This window comes from Lysinibacillus louembei, from assembly GCF_033880585.1.
Taxonomy (GTDB): domain Bacteria; phylum Bacillota; class Bacilli; order Bacillales_A; family Planococcaceae; genus Metasolibacillus; species Metasolibacillus louembei.
The window spans coordinates 852501-855000 of the sequence record NZ_CP137624.1 but is presented as its reverse complement, the minus strand read 5'-3'; the positions used below and the strand labels follow the sequence as shown (position 1 = coordinate 855000).

Genomic DNA, 2500 nt, shown 5'->3' with positions numbered 1-2500 from the left:
ATTCACCGAAGCTGTGGATTGACATCTACGATGTCAGTGGTAGGAGAGCGTTCTAAGTGCGTTGAAGTCAGACCGGAAGGACTGGTGGAGCGCTTAGAAGTGAGAATGCCGGTATGAGTAGCGAAAGACGGGTGAGAATCCCGTCCACCGTATGACTAAGGTTTCCTGAGGAAGGCTCGTCCGCTCAGGGTTAGTCGGGACCTAAGCCGAGGCCGACAGGCGTAGGCGATGGACAACAGGTTGATATTCCTGTACTACCTCCCCACCGTTTGAGTAATGGGGGGACGCAGGAGGGTAGGGTAAGCAGAGCGTTGGTTGTCTCTGTTCAAGCAGTAAGGCGTGTGTGTAGGCAAATCCGCACACTGATACGTTGAGCTGTGATGACGAGTCCGTATGGACGAAGTTCCTGATCTCACACTGCCAAGAAAAGCCTCTAACGAGGTGGGAGGTACCCGTACCGCAAACCGACACAGGTAGTCGAGGAGAGAATCCTAAGGTGTGCGAGAGAACTCTCGTTAAGGAACTCGGCAAAATGACCCCGTAACTTCGGGAGAAGGGGTGCTCTTGAGCGTGCAAGCGCATGAGAGCCGCAGTGAATAGGCCCAGGCGACTGTTTAGCAAAAACACAGGTCTCTGCAAAACCGTAAGGTGACGTATAGGGGCTGACGCCTGCCCGGTGCTGGAAGGTTAAGAGGAGTGGTTAGCGCAAGCGAAGCTATGAATTGAAGCCCCAGTAAACGGCGGCCGTAACTATAACGGTCCTAAGGTAGCGAAATTCCTTGTCGGGTAAGTTCCGACCCGCACGAAAGGCGTAACGATCTGGGCACTGTCTCAACGAGAGACTCGGTGAAATTATAGTACCTGTGAAGATGCAGGTTACCCGCGACAGGACGGAAAGACCCCGTGGAGCTTTACTGTAGCTTGATATTGAATTTTGGTACAACTTGTACAGGATAGGTAGGAGCCAGAGATCTCGGAGCGCCAGCTTCGAAGGAGGCGTCGGTGGGATACTACCCTGGTTGTATTGAAATTCTAACCCATGCCCCTTAGCGGGGCAGGAGACAGTGTCAGGCGGACAGTTTGACTGGGGCGGTCGCCTCCTAAAAGGTAACGGAGGCGCCCAAAGGTTCCCTCAGAATGGTTGGAAATCATTCGTAGAGTGTAAAGGCACAAGGGAGCTTGACTGCGAGACCTACAAGTCGAGCAGGGTCGAAAGACGGGCTTAGTGATCCGGTGGTTCCGCATGGAAGGGCCATCGCTCAACGGATAAAAGCTACCCCGGGGATAACAGGCTTATCTCCCCCAAGAGTCCACATCGACGGGGAGGTTTGGCACCTCGATGTCGGCTCATCGCATCCTGGGGCTGTAGTCGGTCCCAAGGGTTGGGCTGTTCGCCCATTAAAGCGGTACGCGAGCTGGGTTCAGAACGTCGTGAGACAGTTCGGTCCCTATCCGTCGTGGGCGTAGGAAATTTGAGAGGAGCTGTCCTTAGTACGAGAGGACCGGGATGGACATACCGCTGGTGTACCAGTTGTCGTGCCAACGGCATCGCTGGGTAGCTATGTATGGACGGGATAAGTGCTGAAAGCATCTAAGCATGAAGCCCCCCTCAAGATGAGATTTCCCATTACGCAAGTAAGTAAGATCCCTCAAAGACGATGAGGTAGATAGGTTCGAGGTGGAAGTGTGGCGACACATGGAGCTGACGAATACTAATCGATCGAGGACTTAACCACATTCTAAACTTGTTTCAATGACCGTTTATCCAGTTTTGAAAGAACAAGAAAAAGTGTAAAAAATACACTTGACTGTAACATTAAAAGTGTTATAATAAATCTTGTCTTGAAAATAGTCTAGTAATGATGGCAAAGAGGTCACACCCGTTCCCATACCGAACACGGAAGTTAAGCTCTTTAGCGCCGATGGTAGTTGGGGGTTTCCCCCTGTGAGAGTAGGACGTTGCTAGGCTTATATACGGAGGATTAGCTCAGCTGGGAGAGCACCTGCCTTACAAGCAGGGGGTCGGCGGTTCGAACCCGTCATCCTCCACCATTCAAAATGCCGGTGTAGCTCAGTTGGTAGAGCAACTGACTTGTAATCAGTAGGTCGTGGGTTCGACTCCTATCGCCGGCACCATTTTGAGCCATTAGCTCAGTCGGTAGAGCATCTGACTTTTAATCAGAGGGTCGAAGGTTCGAGTCCTTCATGGCTCACCAGTTATATAAAAATAGTCTGCTGCGGGTGTGGCGGAATTGGCAGACGCACTAGACTTAGGATCTAGCGCCGCAAGGCGTGGGGGTTCGACTCCCTTCACCCGCACCATTTAATTTCATATACTGTCAGAATAAAAATTCTTTAGCACATGCGGAAGTAGTTCAGTGGTAGAACACCACCTTGCCAAGGTGGGGGTCGCGAGTTCGAACCTCGTCTTCCGCTCCAACATGTGCCGGGGTGGCGGAACTGGCAGACGCACAGGACTTAAAATCCTGCGGTAGGTGAC

General features: G+C 52.0%; 6 tRNA genes and 2 rRNA genes (2 of these 8 only partly in view). All 8 read left to right on the top strand.

Annotation, left to right across the window (positions count from 1 at the left end):
• Positions 1 to 1736, top strand: a 23S ribosomal RNA gene (locus R6U77_RS04140) (it extends 1192 nt beyond the left edge of the window).
• A 116-nt stretch (positions 1737 to 1852) separates the two neighbouring features.
• A 5S ribosomal RNA gene (rrf, locus tag R6U77_RS04135) occupies positions 1853 to 1968 on the top strand.
• An 8-nt stretch (positions 1969 to 1976) separates the two neighbouring features.
• Positions 1977 to 2052 (top strand) — tRNA-Val (locus R6U77_RS04130).
• A gap of 8 nt (positions 2053 to 2060) precedes the next feature.
• A tRNA-Thr gene (locus R6U77_RS04125) sits at positions 2061 to 2136 on the top strand.
• Between the two features lie 4 nt (positions 2137 to 2140).
• Positions 2141 to 2216 (top strand) — tRNA-Lys (locus tag R6U77_RS04120).
• A gap of 21 nt (positions 2217 to 2237) precedes the next feature.
• Positions 2238 to 2322 (top strand) — tRNA-Leu (locus tag R6U77_RS04115).
• 42 nt (positions 2323 to 2364) lie between these two features.
• Positions 2365 to 2439: transfer RNA gene (locus tag R6U77_RS04110), tRNA-Gly, on the top strand.
• 6 nt (positions 2440 to 2445) lie between these two features.
• A tRNA-Leu gene (locus R6U77_RS04105) sits at positions 2446 to 2500 on the top strand (it continues 34 nt past the right edge of the window).